Origin of the sequence: Polyangium jinanense (assembly GCF_028435265.1) — a bacterium.
GTDB classification, from domain to species: domain Bacteria; phylum Myxococcota_A; class Polyangia; order Polyangiales; family Polyangiaceae; genus Polyangium; species Polyangium jinanense.
The window spans coordinates 624923-641583 of sequence record NZ_JAGTJK010000001.1 but is presented as its reverse complement, the minus strand read 5'-3'; the positions used below and the strand labels follow the sequence as shown (position 1 = coordinate 641583).

The window sequence follows — 16661 nt, the reverse complement described above, 5'->3', positions numbered from 1 at the left end:
GCCACGCGTGTTCGAGCAGGGGCGACGGCCGGCCTCGTGCTGAGCCTGATTTTCGCGGCACTGTTCACGGCCATCGGGACCTTCGAGCTGTACCTGCCCTCCATGGCGCCACGCCTCGGAGAGACGGCGCCGGTCACGCTCCGCATTCCCTACGGCCCGCGTATCGTCCGCGACGCTCGCTCCGGCCGTCTCGCGTACGAGCACGCCCGTGTGATCGTGCCGCGCGGCACCCTCCTCCACGAGGACAACGACGAGCACCGCGCCGCCTTCGCCTACGAATCGACGCGCAGGCCGCCGGCCACGGCGCGGCTCGTCTCGGTGTTCGTCATCCATTTCATCGTCTGCCTCATGCTCACCGCGTACCTGCGGCGCTTCGGGCAGAACCGCGTGCGGCTCCTGCGCGCGCAGATCGGACTCCTGAGCCTCATGGCGGGCAGCGTCGCGCTCGCCAAGGGCATGCTCCTGTTCACGGCGCTGCCCGAGTTCTGGGTGCCGATGGCGGCGCTGCCGCTCTGGGTCGCGCACGCCTTCGACAGGCGCACGGCCTTCCTCGTCGACCTCGCCGTCGCGTTCGTCGCGGCCTCGCTCCTGCGCTTCGACAACATCCTCCTGTCGGTGCTGCTCGTGCGCGGCGTCGCGGCCACGCTCTTCTTCTTCGATCGCAAGCACGCGCGGCAGATGCTCGTCGCGGGCACGCTCGCGGGCATCTCGGGCTCGGTCGTGTTCATCGCGCTCACCGTCGTCTACGAGGGCCGCTTCAACCTCCTCGCCGACATCTTCCGCGGCACGAGCTCGAACGTGCTCGGCTGCATCGGCGGCGGCATGCTCGCGGGCATCCTGGCGCGCGCGCTGCGCGATCCGGCTGAGCGCGCGATGGGCCATGTTTCGCGCGAAAAACTGATGGATCTCACGGACCTCGAACAGCCGCTCTTGCGAAAGATGTCGGCCGAGGCGCCGGGGAGCTGGGAGCACGCGCGCGCGATGGCGAACCTCGCCGAGGCCGCGGCGAGCGCGATCGGCGCCGACGCGCTGCTCACGCGGGTCGGCGCGTACTACCACGACCTCGGCAAGACCGTGCAGCCCAAGTACTTCGTGGAGAACCTCGCGCACGGCGAGAAGTCGCCGCACGAGGAGCTCGACCCGGAGGTCTCGGCCGACGCGATCATGGCGCACGTCGTGATGGGCACGAAGATCCTGCGCGACGGCCGCATCCCCGAGCCCGTCGTCGAGTTTGCCTACACGCACCACGGCACGCAGGTCGTCGAGTTTTTCTGGCACAAGTGCAAGGAGCAGGGGAACCCGCGTGGCCTGACGCAGGAGTACTTCCGCTACCCGGGCATGAAGCCGCAGACGAAGGAGACGGCGATCCTGATGCTCGTCGACTCCATCGAGGCCGCGAGCCGCACGATCTGGCCGCCCGAGCAGAAGAAGTTCGAGGAGATGATCCAGCGCGTCATCTTCACGAAGCTCTCGAGCGGCCAGCTCGACGAGTCGGGCCTCACGCTCGAGGATCTGCGCATCATCACGACGCGCATGGCGACGACGCTCGTGAACCTCTACCACGGCCGCATCAAGTACCCGTGGCAGCGCGACAGCGCGAAGCAGGAGGCCGAGAAGACGCCCATCGTGACCGGCGCGCAGGCGACGCCCACGGTCGTGCACTCGCCCGCCGAGCTGCCCGAGCCCAAGAGCTCGAAGGACGGCCCGAAATCGACCGAACCGAAGGGCGAGGGCAAGCCCGCGACGACCGAGGAGTCCGCGAGCTGACGGCGATCCTCGCGGGAAAACTTGCTACAAGAAGCAAGTGCCCCCGCTGATCGAGCAAAGCTTCACGAAGGCGCTTTTCCACGGCGTGATCGCCGAGGACATGATCTTCCCGTACCCGGAGATGACCTCCGAGGAGCGGCAGAACACGTCGATCATCCTCGACAGCGTGCGCCGGTTCTTCGCGGCGAACGTGGACAGCGCGAAGATCGATCGCGAGCAGGAGATCCCGAAGGAGGTGATGGACGGCCTCCGCTCGCTCGGCCTGTTCGGCCTGCAGATCCCGACCGAGTACGGCGGCATTGGTCTCTCCACCGCGGCCTACGCGCGCGTGATGCAGGAGATCGGCGGCATGGATGCCTCGATCGCGGTCACGCTCGGGGCGCATCAGTCGATCGGCTACAAGTCGCTCCTGCTCTTCGGCACGCCCGAGCAGAAGCGACGGTATTTGCCGAAGCTCGCGACGGGTGAGTCGATCGCGGCCTTCGCGCTCACCGAGCCCTCCGCGGGCTCCGACGCCGCGGCGATCAAGACGCGCGCGGAGGTGGTCGACGGCGGCGCGGCCTACGTGCTGAACGGCTCGAAGATCTGGATCACGAACGGCGGTTTTGCCGACGTGTTCACGGTCTTCGCCCGCACGAGCACGCTCGAGGAGGGCGCGAAGCCGAAGATCACCGCGTTCATCGTGGAGCGCGGCATGGGCGTCACGAGCGGCCCGAACGAGCACAAGCTCGGCATCCGCGGCTCCTCGACGACCGAGATCTTCCTGGAGAACGTGCGCGTGCCCCGGGAGAACGTCGTCGGCGACGTGGGCAAGGGCTTCAAGGTCGCGATGGAGGTCCTGAACTCGGGGCGCCTCGGCCTCGCCTCGGGCTGCGTCGGCATCTGCAAGACGCTGCTCCGCCTGGCGATCGCGCGCGTCGAGGAGCGGCGCGCCTTCGGCCGCAACATCGGCGACTTCGGCCTCATCAAGGACAAGATCGCGCGCATGCTCGCCGAGACGTACGCGCTCGAATCGATGACGTACCTGACGGCGGGCCTCGTCGACTCGAAGATCGCCGACTACTCGCTGGAGAGCGCGATCTGCAAGGTGAAGGGCTCCGAGACGCTCTGGGGCGTGGTCAACGAGACGCTCCAGATCGCCGCCGGCATCGGCTACATGCAGGCGTATCCGTACGAGCGGATCCTGCGCGACTCGCGGGTGAATCTCATCTTCGAGGGCACGAACGAGATCCTCCGCTGCTTCATCGCGCTCTCGGGCATGGCCGCGCCGGGCAAGGCGCTCGCCGAGGTCGCGAAGGCCATGCGCGAGCCCATCAAGGGCTTCGGCTTGCTCAGCGATTTCGCGCTCCGCAAGGCGCGCGCCGCGCTCGGGAGAGAGCGCATGACCCGCGTGCACCCGCTGCTCGGGCGCGAGGCCGTGATCTTCGAGGAGTACGTCTCCGAGCTCGCCGTGCAGGCGGAGAACGTGCTGCGCAAGCATGGCCGCGACATCGCCGAGATGCAGTTCACGCAGCTGCGCATCGCCGACATGGTGATGGACCTCTTCGCCGTGGCCGCGTGTCTCACGCGCACGACGCGCGCGATCGAGCGGCGCGGCGAGGACGGGGCGCGGCGCGAGATCGATCTCTGCTCGCTCTACCTGAACATGGCCCACAAGCGCCTGCGGCAGAACGTCTCGGACTTCGCGCGCAACGACGACGAGCTGCGCAAGGCGATCGCCGGGCGCGCCTACATCGATGGCGCGTATCCGTTCGACGTGCTCTAGCGCGGGCGGCCGGGCGCGTGCTTTGCACCGCGTCCGGGCGTGACGACTTCACCAGGCTTTCTCATCGAACGCGCCGACGCACGGCACCGCGACTTCGTGCTGCATTTGCTCTCCGAGCACCTGCCCGGGTCGGACGTCGGGCGCAGGTACACCTGGCTCTACGAGCAGAACCCGCACGGGCGGGCGGTGACCGCGATCGCCCGCGACGAACGGAGCGGCGAGCCGCTCGGGCTCACCTCGGTCTTCCCGCGCCGCATGCTCATCGCCGGCCGCATGCGCCTCGGCTCGATCGGAGGCGACGGCTACGTGCGCCCCTCGGCCCGACGTCGCGGCATCGCCACCGCGATGCACCGCGCCTCGCTCGAAATGATGCGCGCCGACGGTGTCGAGGTCATGTTCGGCCCGCCCGAACCGCACAACCTGCGTGCCCTCGAACGCGCCGGCGCGCGCGTCGTTTGCCACGTGCGCCGCTTCGCGCGGCCGCGCATCGTGCAGAGCCTTCTCGGCCCGCTCGGTCGCCTCGTCGCTCGCGGCGCGCGCCTCGTGCCGATCGAGGGACGCGACGCCCGCGTCGATCGGATCTTCGAACGCGCCGTCGACGACACCGTCGTCACGCCCGTGCGCGACGCCGCCCATTACGCGTGGCGCTTCGTCGACAGCCCCGCCCGCGCGCAGCGCGCCTTCGTCGTCCTCTCCCGGGACAAACTGCTCGGCCTCTGCGTGCTCGAACGCGCGGGAGGGCGCGTCGCCCTCGTCGATCTCGTCGCGCATCCGGACGATTTTGGTCACGCGCTCTCGATCATCGCGTCGAGCTCGGGCGCGGACGCGCTCGTGACGCAGCTCAACGAGCGCGGCCCGCACGCGCGCACCCTCGGACGCGCCGGGTTCTTCGCGCGCGAGGGCAAACCCTTCCAGGTGCACGCGAGCGAGGGCATGGATCCCGCGGTGTTCGACGCGCGCCGCTGGTACTACGCCTGGGGCGACGGCGATCTCGATCGCGTGCTCTGAAGATTCAGCGCACCGCCATCGGCCCGATCACCTCGAAGATCGGTTCACTCTCCAGCACACGCGCGAACCCCACGAGTGACACGCGCTTCTTCGACCCCGTGCTCGCCTCGTTCACCCCGATCCGCCCCGACGTGATCGCGTCACGTAACGTCATGAGCGCATCTCGATGTTGCCCGAGCGGACCTTCGCTCGGATCGAGCGTCGTCTCCGGCTGCACCTTTCGGCCAGGCAGCTCCACCTCGAACATGCGACCGCTGCGGTTTTCGACGATCCCGTAGACGTACACGCTCATCTCGGGCGCGGGCACGACGCCGAAGGTCCGCTCGAGCTCGTTCAACAACGTCGCGAAACGCGCGCCATCGAGGCCCGTCGGCAGAAGCACGCCGTCGCGAGAGAGCTCGACCATCCGCTCGTGCAGATAACCAAGCAGCATGCCGCGCAGGCGATCGGTGAACACGGGCGACGACGCGCGCCCCGACGCCGCGTTCACTGCCTCTTCCACGGCCGTGATCAGATCCTCCGCGGGGAAGATCGACACTTCGATGAGCAGATCTTTGCAGAATGCGTGAACGAACGCGGCGGCGTCTTTTCGGATCCCCTCATCGAACCCTGCGAGCGCCTTCGTGACCGGCTCGGTGATCATGCAGGTGGGCCTCCTCGGTCGACGCTCCAGCGTAGCGCCAAAAATGCGGCGCAGGTAGCTGTGCTCCCGGGAAGTCCGTGCTCAGATCGCCGCTTCTTGCAGGGCCGCGCTCGCCTCCGCCATCACGTCCGGCCAGGCCGGATCCGGCGTCGACACGAATTCGGCGATCGAACGCGCGTCCTCGCCCGCCTCGATCGCGCGCCGCGCCTGATCCGAGCCCGTGAGCAGATCGAATGCGGGGATCGTGTCGATGTATTCGTACCGCTCGGTCCGGAACGCGAAGCTCTGCGGGTTCTGCCGGCGTGCCAGGGCGACGAGCGCCGTGTACGTGGCGACGGGGCGGAACGTCATCCGATCCGCGACGTGGATCTGCACGCCGCCGCAGATCTGCCCCGCGTGCTTCTGGAAGGTCGGACGGAACGTGAGGGGTCGCGCGACGAACCCTTGCAGGCCCGTTGCCCTGAGCCCCTGCGCGAGCTGATGCCCGTCGAGCCACGGCGCGCCGACGATCTCGAACGGGCGCGTCGTGCCGCGTCCCTCCGAGAGGTTCGTCCCTTCGAGCAAGCAGCCGCCCGGGTACACGATCGCCGTGCAGCACGTCGGCATGTTCGGCGACGGCATGACGAACGGTCGGTCCCACGTATCTGCGTACTTCTCGCGATCCCAGCCCTCCACGGTCACGATCGAGAGCGCGTCGCCGAGCGGGATGCCCTCGCGGCGCGCGAAGAGCGCCACGGTCTCGCCAATCGTGAGCGAGTGACGAACCGGAATGGGCTCGAGGCCGACGAACGAGAGGAAACCCGGCGCCTGCGTGCGGCCTTCGACCGCGCGGCGCGAGCCCGTGATCGGGTTCGGACGGTCGAGCAGGATCACTGGCACGCCGGCTTTGGCCGCGGCGCGCGTGGCGAGCAGCGCGGTCCATACGAACGTGTAGTAGCGAGTGCCGATGTCCGCGAGATCGATGAGCAAAACATCAATCGACGCGAGATGCTCGGGCCGCGGCGAGAGGTCTTCGAAGTTATCGCCGTAAAGGCTGATGATGGGAGCGCCGGTGCGCTTGTCTCGCGCGTGCGGCACGTCGACCATGTCCTGCGCTTCGCCGCCATAGCCATGCTCGGGTCCGAAGAAGAGCGCTGGCTTGGCGCCGATGCGGGCGAGCACGTCGCCGATGTGCTCGATGCCCCGATCCACGCTGGCCGGATGCGCGAGCACGCCGAATCGCGTGCGGTTGAGACGGGAGGTGACCGAAGGGAGGCGAGGGAGCCGATCGAGTCCTACGAGCACTTTCCGGCCGTACCCCGGCCCTAGCCAGTCGTCTAGGGGGTGAGCACGAGCCTTACCAGGCGACCCACAAAAACCAAGGAAATCAAAGGGGTTAGCTAATGTGCAGGCGCACAATTTCGGCGCCGTGGTACGTTGGCTTTGGTCGCGGAGGAGTGTGGGGCCGATCGATGGCTCTCCAGATTGGCCAGATCTACGGGGGCAGGTTCCGCATCCTTCGCGTGCTCGGCGAAGGCAAACACGGCCCCGTGTACGAAGGGGAAAACGTCGAGATCCATCGACGCGTCACGGTGGAGGAACTCGCGCCGTCGTGGTTCACACGCCCCGCCGCCGCGCTCGCCTCGTTCGCCCACGACGCACGTGCAGCGAACGGCGCGCTGTCACCACACATCGACAAGATTCTCGACGAACTCGAAATTTCGGGCGGCACGCGCATCCTCGTGAAGGAGCCCCGCGAAGGCGTGACGCTACGTCAACGCATGCGCGAACGTGGCCGCCTCGACGCCGACGAGACGAGCCGCATCGGCATCGAGGTCGCTCGTGGTCTTGCTGCAGCGCACACGGTCTCCGTCGTGCACCGCGCCCTCGACCCCGAAAGCATTTTCCTCGCGCGCGGGCACGAGCCCCGCATCGAGCTCGTCAAGATCCTCGATTTCGGCGTGGCCCATATCACGGAGAAGCAACCGCCCGACCACGCCACGCCCTACACGGCCCCCGAACAGATCCGCACCACGAACGAGATCGACGCGCGCGCCGACATCTACGCGCTCGGCGTGATCCTCTACGAATGCCTCGCCGGGCAGGCGCCGTTCGCCACGAGCGCCGAAGATGAACTTCTTTTCAGCATTGTGATGCAGGACCCTGCACCTCTGAAGAGGCTCGCGCCGGACGTCGACCCCGAGCTCGCGACGATCGTGCACAAGGCCATGGCGCGCGACCCAAGGGTCCGGTATCAACGCGACCAAGACCTCGCGCAGGCGCTCGCCACGTTCCGGGCTCGACGTGGCCTCGGCGCCGTCCCCGAGGTGGCTCTTGCACCGCACCCTCCGCGCCCGCCATCGCCCTCCATGAGCGCCCCCGGGGACGACGACGACGACCTGATGATCGCGGACCACGGCACGGTCATCATGGACCGCAAGCCGCACTTCCCCACGCATCAGGCCCCTCCAACCCCGCCGCCTCCGCCAGCCCAGGCCCAGCCGCCCCCGTCCGTGCGGCAGCCGCCCCTCTCGGGCCCGGCGCCCGCGGGGCTGCCCGTCCTGCCTCCCGCGATCACCGGCGTGCCCGCACGACCGCAGCCGCAGGCCGGTCGTCCTTCCCAGGCGCTCGCCCCGATCGTCGGCGGCGCGGCGTTCGTGATCGTGTTCGTCCTGGGCGCGCTCATCATGCTGGCCGTGCGTTTCATGCAGGATCCGATCGAGGAGGCCGCGACGCCTGCGCCCTCTGCTTCCGCAGCGCCCGCGCCTTCCGCCGTGCTCCCCGCGGTCACGCCGGTGGAGCCCGTGCCGACGTCGGAGGCGGTCGAAGGGAGCACGCGGATCATCACGCCGCCGCCGACGTCCGCCACGAGCACGCGCGGCACGGGGCCGACGCGCACCGCGCCGACCACGAAAGGCACGGGCAAGCGCCGCATTTCGGACGACTTGTGAGCGCGCCTCGGGGATCACGCGAGGCCCTCGTCCCGGCTGTCAAGAACTCGACTCCATGCGCCTTTCGCGCGTTATGATGAAACGCCCGCGCGTGCTCCGGAAACGATTCCGGACCTTCCTCCCGACCCGACAAGGCAGTCGATGACGCTTCAGCCCGGCAACATCATCGAAGGCAAATACCGCATCCTCCGGCTCCTCGGGCAGGGCGGCATGGGCGCGGTTTACGAGGGCGAGAACGAGCGCATCCATCGCCGCGTGGCCATCAAGGTCCTGCACGCGTCCGTCTCGGGCAAGGAGGACGTCGTCCAGCGCTTCGAGCGCGAGGCGCAGGCCGCGGGCCGCATCGGCTCCGAGCACATCGTCGAGGTGCTCGACCTCGGCAACCTGCCGACCGGCGAGCGCTTCATGGTCATGGAGTTCCTCGACGGCCAGAGCCTCGGCGATCGCATCAAGAAGCGAAAGCGCCTCACGCCGCAGGAGCTCGCGCCGCTCATCCACGGCCTGCTCGAAGGGCTCGCGGCCGCGCACGACGCGGGGATCGTCCACCGCGATCTCAAGCCCGACAACGTCTACCTGATCAACAACAAGAACCAGCGCGACTTCGTCAAAATCCTCGACTTCGGCGTGTCGAAGTTCTCCGCGCTCGACACCGACATGAGCATGACCAAGACCGGCGCGGTCATGGGCACGCCCTACTACATGTCGCCGGAGCAGGCGCGGGGCGGCAAGATCGACGCGCGCAGCGATCTCTACTCGGTCGGCGTGGTCATGTACCAGGCGATCACGGGACGCCTGCCGTTCCAGGCGCAGACGTTCAACGAGCTCGTCTTCAAGATCGCGCTCGAGTCGCCCGACCCGGCCGAGCTCGTCGTGCCGAACCTCGACCCGAACTTCGCCGCGATCATCGCGAAGGCCATGATCCGCGACGCGAACATCCGCTTCCAGACGGCGCGCGAATTCCAGGCCACCGTCGCGCAATGGATGATGGCGAACCCGGCGGGCCCCGAGCTCAACGCGGGCCGCATCCCCACGATCCAGCCGGGCATGTTCGACCCGCGCATGAGCCAGCAGAACCCGCTCGTCGGCACGGGGCCGCTCGGTTTGCCCGCGGGGTTCGACCCGCGCATGAGCCAGCAGGGCCCGATGGTCGGCGGGGGCATCCCCGGGACGTTCGATCCGCGCATGAGCCAGCAAAACCCGATGGTCATGGGTCAGCCCATCCCGGGGACGAGCCTCGGCATGTCGCACCCGAACCTCGGCATGTCACATCCCGGGCTCACGGTCGTCGGCGCGCCGCAGAAAAGCGGCAACGGCGCGATGATCGCGATCGGCCTGCTCGGCACGCTGCTCGTGGCGGCGAGCGGGCTCATCGTCTGGAAGTTCGTACTCGACAAACCCCCGGTGACGCCGCCGGCCGTGACCACACAAGCCGCTGCGACCAACCCTCCGCCGATGCCGACGCCCACGCCGACGCTCGCGCCGACGCCCGCGGCCACGCCGACGGAAGCGCCGACGCCGGCCGAGACGAACACGGCCGCGATCGGTACGGCGACGCCGCCGGTCGGCACGGGCGGGCCGCTTCCGACGGGCGCACGCACGGGCGGCACGGCGCCACTCGGCACGGGCACGGGGACCGCGAAGAAGCCGCCGCCCACGCCGACGACCACGTCGACGGGCGGCGGTCGCAAGATGGGCAGCGACCTCTGATCTAGCGGACGGCCGTGTAGAACGTCGCCTTGTCGCGACGAACCCGCAGGAGGAGTCGCCCGTCCTGCGCCGCCTTCTGCACGTCCGACGACGACGGCAGCCGCGCGAAGTCCGCCTCGAGCACGACGTCGCCGCGCTTGAGCCCCGCCCGATCCGCTGGCGAGTCCGGCGACACGGCCACGATCTGCGCGAGCGTGCTCCCGCCATCGCCATCCACGTCGCGCAGCGTGATCCCGAGCCCCTGCGGGCTCGACGCTTTCCGCTCGACCGGGAGCGCAGGCGGAGAGGTCTCGCTCTTCGCTTCGAGCGTCACCTTCGTCTGGTAGCGCTTGCCGCTGCGGATCACTTCCATCGCGAGGACCTCGCCGTCGTCGTGCAGGAAGAGCTCGCGGATCACGTCCTGCGCGTCGGCGATCGTGCGCGCACCGATCTTCGTGACGATGTCGCCCGGCTCGAGGTGCGCCTTCTGCGCGGGCCCGCCGGCGACCACGGTGTTCACGAGCGCGCCCGCGGTCGGCGCGCTCGGGATCTCGGCCGCGAGCTGCGGCGTGAGGTCCTGGATCCCGATGCCGATCCAGGCGCGCATCACGCGCCCCGTCTTCAGGATCTGCGTGGCCACGCGCCGCGCGATGTTCGAGGGCACGGCGAGCCCGATGCCCTGACCTTTGCTCACGATCATCGTGTTGATGCCGAGCACCTGGCCGTCGAGGTTCACGAGCGGACCGCCGGAGTTGCCCGGGTTGATGCTCGCGTCCGTCTGCAGATAGTCCTCGATCGCGTTCATCCCCACGCCGCCGCGTCCCTTCGCGCTGAGCACGCCGGTCGTCACCGTGTGCCCGAGGCCGAAGGGCGATCCGATCGCCACGACCCACTCGCCGACGCGCGCGGCGTCGCTGTCGGCGAACGTCGCGACGGGCAGGTTCGTCGCGTCGACACGGAGCACGGCGAGGTCGGTCGCGGGATCACGGCCGGCCACGCGCGCGGACAAGGTGCGGCCATCCTTGAGGCGCACGTTGATCGCGCGCGCGTCCTCGATGACGTGGTTGTTCGTGAGGATCGCGCCGTCGGCCGAGAAGATCACGCCCGAGCCCATGCCACGCGTCGTCGCGTCGGCGCGGAACCAGCGGCCCGCGGAGCTGTCGCCGCTCGAGACCGTCACGTCGATCTGCACGACGGCCGGGCTCGTCTTCTCGGCGACCGCGACGAACGTATCGCCGAGCGCGCGCACCTCGGCTGCCGTGGGCAAACCTCGCGCGGGCGCGGGGAGCGCGGGCGGCGGCGGGGCCTTCGGGCGCGGGACTTGCGCAGAAGCGACCGAAGAGGCCGAGCCGAGCCCGGCCATGACCAGCATCGAGGCGAGCATGCAGCGAGGGCGCATCGTTCCTCCGAGGGAAGGCAGGGGTTCGATTATGGATCTCTCGGGGCCGCCATGGCACGCGGAAGACGCGCGCCGTTCACGTCCCCGTCTCGCTCGGCCACGCGTCACGCCCCTCGTCGGCGAGCGTGACCGAGACCAGGTACAGCCCATCCGGCGGCGCGGTGATGCCCGCGTCGTCCCGGCGCTTCGAGGCGAGCGCGCGCGACACGGCGCCGGGCGCGAGACGCTCGCGTGCGACGTCCACGAACGTCCCCACGAGGATGCGCACCATGTTGTGCATGAACGCGTCGCCCTCGACCTCGATCCGGACGAGGCGTGGATCGTCCCGGTCGACCTCCACCGACACACGCCGCAGCGTGCGCACCGTGTTCTCCCGTGGATCCGCGGCCGATCGGAACGCGGCAAAATCATGCGTGCCGACGGCGAGGCTCGCCTCGGCCGCCGCGCGCGCAATCGATGCATCGTCCCTGAGCTGCTCGACGCGCCAAACGCGACCTTCGAGGAACGGATCCCGCACGAGATCGCGCAAGAGCAGATACCGGTAGCGCTTGCCCTGGCTCGCGAATCGCGGCGTGAATCCGCGCGGCACGAGCGACGCGCGACGCACCGCGATCTCCTTCGGCAAATGCCTCGCCGTGCCGAGCACCCATCCACGCGGCGGGACCACGCGCGTCGGATCGAACGCGACACGCTGGCCGAAGGCGTGCACGCCCGCGTCGGTGCGACTCGAACCGCGGATCTCGCGGATCGTCGGGTCGAGGGCGCGGAGCGCGGCGAGCAGCTCGCCGGCGATCGTGCGGCGATCGGGCTGGTGCGCGTAGCCCGAAAACGTGCGGCCGTCGTACGCGACGGTGAGAAGAATGCCGTCGGGGAGAGAGCTCGGGCCGCCCTCGTCAGCGGGCTCGTTCATGGGAAGAGATGCTTGGCTAGTTGCCGTCGCCGCCGCCGTCGCCGCCGCTGCCGCCGCTGCCCGGCGCGGGCCCGGCGCCGTAGCCGTAGAGGCAGGCGTCGCGCGCGTAGCCCTCGAGGGGGTTGCCCTGCAGGTCCTCTTTGCAGCACTCGTCCGGCGGCGAGACCTTGCCGTTGACGACGCAGGTGGCGAACGGGTTGCAGCCGTTGTCCACGTTGTCGATGTGCCCCTCTCCGTCGAGGTCCTGGTTGCACGAGGGCGTCGTGCCCTCCTCGGAGGCGCACGCCGAAGCGCCGCAAAGCAGCGCCACGAAGAGCGCCGCGAGGAGCGGAGAGGCCGGGCCTTTACCTTTCGGGGAAGCGAAGGGTTTCATCGAGGTCGTGCTCATGGCTGGAAAGGGGTGAGGCGATACCTTACCCATCCGCGGCCTCGGAGGGAACGTCCTCCGCGCGCGTGTACAAGGAGATCGCCGTATCTCCGTAGATTCGCGTCTCGTCGAGGACGAGGCGCCCGGGCTTCGGCGGGGCGTCGCGGCTCGCGTGTTCGAAGACGACGCGCGCCCCGGGCGCCGCGAGGTTCGACGTCTCGGCCGCGATCGCTTCGAGCACGCGCGCGGCCTCCGCGAGCGCGGCATACGGCGGATCGAGCAGGATGAGCTCGAAAGGGCCGAAGGGCGAGAGCGACGCGAGGGCGCGCGTGACCGGCTGCGTGATCACCCGCGAGGTGCCTTCGATCCCGAGCGACGCGAGGTTTTGCCGGAGCGCCGCGAGCGCGGGGCGACCGTTTTCGACGAACACCACGCGCGAAGCGCCACGCGAGATCGCCTCGATCCCGAGCGCGCCCGTGCCTGCGTAGAGGTCGAGCACGGCCGCGCCGGAGACGTCGCCGAGCACGTTGAAGAGCGCCTCGCGCACGCGATCGCTCGTCGGCCGCGTGGCATGCCCCGACGGGGCGACGAGCCTGCGTCCGCCGAGCGAGCCGCCGATCACGCGCATGGGAGGAGGGGTAGAGCGTTTGCGGTCAGAAGCGGAAACCGACGTCGAGCTTGCCGCCGGTCCGATCGACGCGGGGCAGGACCATGAAACCCGTCGTGGGTTTTTCCTTCGACGCCGTACCACTCGTCGCGACGAGGAAGACGCCGGCGCCGGCCGCGATGGCCGCGAGCGGATAGAACACGAGCTGCAGGAGCTGGCCCGTCTCGCCCGTCGAGCAGAGCTCGCCCACCCGCACTTTGTTGAAGCCGGGGACGACCGGCTCGCTCCCGCGCGCGAGATCGCAGATGTTCGTTTGCTGGTCGTAGAGCGCCTGGTTCTGATCGTAGTCGGGATTCTTGTTGACCCCGTTCACGGTCACGGTGCCGTAGATCCCGACCGCGCCGAACGCGACGCCCGCGCCGATCGCGGCAAAGCCGCCGATGCGCTTCCAGTTCGTCGGCGAGGTATCGCCGGCGGGCACGGGCGCGACGACCACGTCCGTCGGCGAGTTCGGCTTGACCGTGACCTCCGTGGACATGTCGGCGTATCCGGGCGCCTTGACCACGAGGTTGTGCTTGCCCGAGGGGACGAAGAACGTGCCTTCGCCGTTCGTGAGCGCGCCGAGCGGCTGACCATCGACGAAGACCTGGCCGGCCACGGCGCCGGCCTTGACCTTCACCTCGCCCTTGGGCGGGCCGTCCGTCAGCTTGTTCAGCGCGTCGGTGGCGATCTTGCGCAGCGCCTCGTCCTGCGATTCGGTCAGGTTCGCGCTGTATTCGACCTTGTGGTCCGTCGTGCCCTTGCCACGCACCCAGAAGTGCAGCTCGCCCGTGACGTTGCCGCCTTTGCCCTTGTCGAGCTTGCCCCACACGTACCGGTCGGCGCGGATTTGATCGGCGATGCGCGACTGACACCCGGCGTCCGGCGGATCCGGGCACTTCAGCGAGAGCGTGAGCACCTCGAGCGAGTAGTCCCCTTCGCCCTGCGACCAGCCTGGAGTTGCCCGGACCGCGTTCCGGAGCGCCTTCGTGAGCGCCTCGGCCTGGTCGTCGGCGTCCATCGTTTGGATCGAAATGATGTGGATCGGAAGCGTATCCGGCCCTGGCTCGGAGGCCTGGGCCGCGCCGATGGACATCCACGTCGCAAGCGCGAGCGTCGTCGCCAGACCGTATCGGGGTGCGCGCATGGTCATCTTGCCGCTCTCTCTCCTCCGCGCGACCACGTTATCCTCCCTTGGGCTCGTTCCGCAATTATGCGGTGACGGGGCGAGGAGGATCGGGCTTGGCTCAGCCGATCTCGACCTTGCTCCACATGTCGCGGCGCATCTTCTCCTTGCGGCGATCGGTCCGCGTGACGAGCCGTGCCGCGCCCCACGCCGCGAGGAGCTGCCCCTCCTGCCCGAGGCCGGGAAGGACGCTGCGACCGACGAGCAACGTGCGCTCGATCGGCCCCCGAATCGGCTCGCCGCCGAGCCCGAGGTACCCCGGCGGATCGACGTCGAGTTGCCGCACCATCGGCTCCGCCGCGATCGCCGCGCCCGTGAGCGAGCCTCGATCCACCGAGCGAAATCGGCCGTCTTCGTACACCCAGACCGGCAGCCCATCGTGCACCGAGTCGACGACACGCAGATGACGCTCGAGGAACGGCAGCTCCGCGGCGAGCGTCGACAGCACCACCTCGCGCATGCCGAGGAGCTGGATCGGACTTCGATCCGGCAAGAGCACCTCGGCGACGAGCAGCGACTCGCCCCGCACGCCGGGCATCGCGTGACGCTCCAGGTGAATCACGGGTCGCAATGCGCCCGGCGGTGCGCTCGAACGAGGACCCGCGGCCGGAGCCGTGCGTGCTGGGTTCCGGAGCGAGGGCCGATCGCCGGGGAGCACAAAACTCTCGACGCCGAGCGGCGCGGGCAAACCTTCGTCGCGCACCACGAGCGACACGACGAACCTGCCGACCGACGACGTGATCCGCGGCCACTCGCGCTGGGCGCGCTTGTGGATGCCCTCGCCGCCGGAGAGCGCCGCGAGGCCTTCGCCGTCGAGATCGGTGATCACGAAGCTCGCGCCCGTCGGCCCCTCGTCGCCGTCGACGATCACGCCCGCGGCCGACCCGCGTCGCAAATGGAGCGCCCGCGCGCGGGCCGACAGCATGCAACGACCGCCGTGCGCGGCGATGCGATCGACGAGGAACTGTTCGAGCTCGTCCTCGCCGCCCGGGAGCGTGTAGAGGCCACGTGTCCACGCGCCGTGCAGGCGAGCGACCGCGAACGGTGGCGGCAGCGTGGCGAGGTCGGTCGCGAACGACACCGACGACGTCACCACCTGCCGGAAAAAGTGCCCGCGCGGCAGCTCGACCAGGAGATCCGCGTCCGGCTCGGCGCGCACGTACGGCAGCATTGCTGCATATCGCCCCGTCTCGCGCCGCTCCCAGAACGTGCCCGGTGGCCAGACCGCGTCCCTTTCGAACGCCTCGTCCGCCGCGCCGTTCACGCGGGCGAGCTCGGCGTAGAGATCGTCGACCACGCGGCGCACCTCGGGCATCTCGCGATCGATCTCGCGGCCGAAGAGCACGAGGTCGGGCGGGATGTCGAGCCTGCGCCGCGGCGCGAGCACCTGCATCATGGGGCTCGCCGCGACCACGCGCCGCTTCCACGTCTGCGACTGCGCGAGCTCCACGAGCACGCGCGTCCACGCGGGCGAGGTCGCCGCGAGCATCGTGAACGCGCGCCTGCGCAGCGTGCGCTCGCCAAGCTTGTAACTCGCGGGCCTGCCGCCCTGACCGAGCACGAGCACCGTGAAGTCGCGCCGCGCAAGCAGCGCGGCCGTCACCAGCGCCCCGAGCGATCGGCCGAGGACGACGACGTCGAAATGCTTCGAGGTCACGACGCGCTCTCCCTCAATCGTCCGTCGCCTCGACGCCGAGCGCGCCCGGCACGCCGACGAGCTCGACACGAGGCCTCGCCGCGGCCGTGGCCGGCGGATGCACCGTGAGATGTCCCGCGGCGATCGCGGCGAGCACGTGCACGAGCAGCGCGTGCTCGCGGGCGAGGATCCGCGTTGACAAACGCTCCTCCGTATCGTCCGGCAGCACCGGCACCGCGGCTTGCGCGAGGATCGGCCCCGTGTCCGTCCCGACGTCGACGAGGTGCACCGTGCAGCCCGTGATCCGCACGCCGTGCGCGAGCGCCTGCGCCTGCGCACTCACGCCCGGGAACGCGGGCAAAAGCGACGGATGGATGTTGATCACGCGGCCCGGAAACGCGTCGAGCAGCACGCTCGTCACGATCCGCATGAAACCCGCGAGCACCACCCACGAGGCGCCGGCTTGCTGGAGTGCGGCCACGAGCGCGGCGTCGAACGATGCGCGGTCCGGGTGATCTTTGTGGCTGATCACAACCGTCGGCACGCCGGCTTCGCGGGCGCGGTCGAGTCCCTGGGCGCTGGGACGGTTCGAGATCACCAGGCGGACGCGCGCGTCGAGCTTGCCCGCGGCGATCGCGTCGAGGATCGCCTGGAGGTTACTGCCGCGGCCGGAGATGAGCACACCGAGGTCGAGGGTCATCGGGGCGTGCCATCGTAG

General features: G+C 69.5%; 14 protein-coding genes. 5 read left to right on the top strand and 9 right to left on the bottom strand.

Going from position 1 to position 16661, the window contains the following annotated elements; genetic code table 11:
* Positions 1 to 36 precede the first annotated feature (36 nt).
* From KEG38_RS02710 to KEG38_RS02700, 3 genes are read left to right on the top strand one after another with little or no spacing between them, the layout of a single operon-like run.
* Positions 37 to 1767 (top strand): HDIG domain-containing metalloprotein, encoded by a 1731-nt coding sequence (locus KEG38_RS02710; protein WP_272417386.1) that lies wholly within the window; start codon positions 37 to 39, stop codon positions 1765 to 1767.
* A 37-nt stretch (positions 1768 to 1804) separates the two neighbouring features.
* The gene (locus KEG38_RS02705) at positions 1805 to 3532 is read left to right on the top strand and encodes an acyl-CoA dehydrogenase family protein (protein ID WP_272417385.1); all 1728 of its coding nucleotides are present in this window, start codon (positions 1805 to 1807) and stop codon (positions 3530 to 3532) included.
* A gap of 39 nt (positions 3533 to 3571) precedes the next feature.
* Positions 3572 to 4540 carry a GNAT family N-acetyltransferase gene (locus tag KEG38_RS02700; RefSeq protein WP_272417384.1) on the top strand — a complete coding sequence of 323 codons (969 nt, stop codon included), beginning with the start codon at positions 3572 to 3574 and terminating at the stop codon, positions 4538 to 4540.
* 4 nt (positions 4541 to 4544) lie between these two features.
* Here the strand turns inward: KEG38_RS02700 and KEG38_RS02695 are convergent, their stop codons facing one another.
* Both KEG38_RS02695 and KEG38_RS02690 read right to left on the bottom strand, forming a co-directional pair.
* Positions 4545 to 5183, bottom strand: coding sequence for a hypothetical protein (locus tag KEG38_RS02695; protein ID WP_272417383.1), 639 nt, complete (start codon positions 5181 to 5183; stop codon positions 4545 to 4547).
* An 81-nt stretch (positions 5184 to 5264) separates the two neighbouring features.
* Positions 5265 to 6467, bottom strand: a complete 1203-nt coding sequence (locus KEG38_RS02690) for an exo-beta-N-acetylmuramidase NamZ family protein (RefSeq protein ID WP_272417382.1) — start codon at positions 6465 to 6467, stop codon at positions 5265 to 5267.
* Positions 6468 to 6634: 167 nt separating this feature from the next.
* Here KEG38_RS02690 and KEG38_RS02685 point away from each other — a divergent pair, with 167 nt between their 5' ends.
* A complete protein-coding gene (locus KEG38_RS02685; RefSeq protein ID WP_272417381.1) occupies positions 6635 to 8113 on the top strand; it encodes a serine/threonine protein kinase in 1479 nt (492 codons plus the stop codon).
* Positions 8114 to 8254: 141 nt separating this feature from the next.
* Positions 8255 to 9820 (top strand): serine/threonine-protein kinase, encoded by a 1566-nt coding sequence (locus KEG38_RS02680; RefSeq protein ID WP_272417380.1) that lies wholly within the window; start codon positions 8255 to 8257, stop codon positions 9818 to 9820.
* A 1-nt stretch (position 9821) separates the two neighbouring features.
* On the opposite strand, the gene KEG38_RS02675 is transcribed toward KEG38_RS02680, so the two are convergent.
* From KEG38_RS02675 to purN, 7 genes are all read right to left on the bottom strand, one after another.
* Positions 9822 to 11198: a trypsin-like peptidase domain-containing protein gene (locus KEG38_RS02675; protein ID WP_272417379.1), complete on the bottom strand. Its 1377-nt coding sequence runs from the start codon at positions 11196 to 11198 to the stop codon at positions 9822 to 9824.
* Positions 11199 to 11274: 76 nt separating this feature from the next.
* Positions 11275 to 12108 (bottom strand): tRNA pseudouridine(38-40) synthase TruA, encoded by an 834-nt coding sequence (gene truA / locus KEG38_RS02670; RefSeq protein WP_272417378.1) that lies wholly within the window; start codon positions 12106 to 12108, stop codon positions 11275 to 11277.
* Between the two features lie 16 nt (positions 12109 to 12124).
* Entirely contained in the window at positions 12125 to 12496 is a 372-nt protein-coding gene (locus KEG38_RS02665) for a hypothetical protein (RefSeq protein WP_272417377.1), read from the bottom strand.
* A gap of 25 nt (positions 12497 to 12521) precedes the next feature.
* Entirely contained in the window at positions 12522 to 13103 is a 582-nt protein-coding gene (rsmD, locus tag KEG38_RS02660) for a 16S rRNA (guanine(966)-N(2))-methyltransferase RsmD (RefSeq protein WP_272417376.1), read from the bottom strand.
* A gap of 25 nt (positions 13104 to 13128) precedes the next feature.
* Positions 13129 to 14268, bottom strand: a complete 1140-nt coding sequence (locus KEG38_RS02655; RefSeq protein ID WP_272417375.1) for a PEGA domain-containing protein — start codon at positions 14266 to 14268, stop codon at positions 13129 to 13131.
* A gap of 100 nt (positions 14269 to 14368) precedes the next feature.
* Entirely contained in the window at positions 14369 to 15964 is a 1596-nt protein-coding gene (locus KEG38_RS02650) for an NAD(P)-binding protein (protein ID WP_272417374.1), read from the bottom strand.
* A gap of 13 nt (positions 15965 to 15977) precedes the next feature.
* Positions 15978 to 16643 (bottom strand): phosphoribosylglycinamide formyltransferase, encoded by a 666-nt coding sequence (gene purN, locus KEG38_RS02645; RefSeq protein ID WP_272417373.1) that lies wholly within the window; start codon positions 16641 to 16643, stop codon positions 15978 to 15980.
* Positions 16644 to 16661: the final 18 nt, after the last annotated feature.

Bases quoted from the DNA above. Each gene is read 5' to 3' on its own strand.
- KEG38_RS02695 (WP_272417383.1), bottom strand. From the start codon at position 5,183: ATGATCACCGAGCCGGTCACGAAGGCGCTCGCAGGGTTCGATGAGGGG.
- KEG38_RS02685 (WP_272417381.1), top strand. From the start codon at position 6,635: ATGGCTCTCCAGATTGGCCAGATCTACGGGGGCAGGTTCCGCATCCTT.
- KEG38_RS02680 (WP_272417380.1), top strand. From the start codon at position 8,255: ATGACGCTTCAGCCCGGCAACATCATCGAAGGCAAATACCGCATCCTC.
- KEG38_RS02675 (WP_272417379.1), bottom strand. From the start codon at position 11,198: ATGCGCCCTCGCTGCATGCTCGCCTCGATGCTGGTCATGGCCGGGCTC.
- truA (WP_272417378.1), bottom strand. From the start codon at position 12,108: ATGAACGAGCCCGCTGACGAGGGCGGCCCGAGCTCTCTCCCCGACGGC.
- KEG38_RS02665 (WP_272417377.1), bottom strand. From the start codon at position 12,496: ATGAGCACGACCTCGATGAAACCCTTCGCTTCCCCGAAAGGTAAAGGC.
- rsmD (WP_272417376.1), bottom strand. From the start codon at position 13,103: ATGCGCGTGATCGGCGGCTCGCTCGGCGGACGCAGGCTCGTCGCCCCG.
- KEG38_RS02655 (WP_272417375.1), bottom strand. From the start codon at position 14,268: ATGCGCGCACCCCGATACGGTCTGGCGACGACGCTCGCGCTTGCGACG.
- purN (WP_272417373.1), bottom strand. From the start codon at position 16,643: ATGACCCTCGACCTCGGTGTGCTCATCTCCGGCCGCGGCAGTAACCTC.